The sequence below is a fragment of the Pseudomonas sp. HY13-MNA-CIBAN-0226 genome (genome assembly GCF_040310305.1).
In the GTDB taxonomy this organism is placed as follows: domain Bacteria; phylum Pseudomonadota; class Gammaproteobacteria; order Pseudomonadales; family Pseudomonadaceae; genus Aquipseudomonas; species Aquipseudomonas gregormendelii.
On the sequence record NZ_JBEOPS010000428.1, the window covers coordinates 1 to 254 of the forward strand.

The 254-nt window shown below is 65.7% G+C and carries 1 protein-coding gene; it reads right to left on the reverse strand.

Annotation, left to right across the window (positions count from 1 at the left end; all coding sequences use genetic code 11):
- The coding region (locus AAEZ05_RS29375; protein WP_350650141.1) for a phosphopantetheine-binding protein at positions 1-254 on the reverse strand (254 nt) is incomplete at both ends.

Consider the following 254-nt stretch of genomic DNA (forward strand, 5'->3'; position numbering starts at 1 on the left):
TGGCCTGGGTGTCTGCTTGAATGGGATTGGCCGGCACCTGCACGCTCTGCTGGCCGCCCACCGCCGCAGCGAGCGCCGCCAAGGTCGGTTGGCCGAACAGCACGCGCACATCGGCGCTGAGGTCGACCTGGCGCATGCGTTCGATGAGTTTGACCGCCAGCAGCGAATGGCCGCCGAGTTCGAAGAAATTGTCCTCACGACCGACACGGTCGACGTGGAGCAGGTCTTGCCAGAGCCTGGCGAGGGTGGTTTCC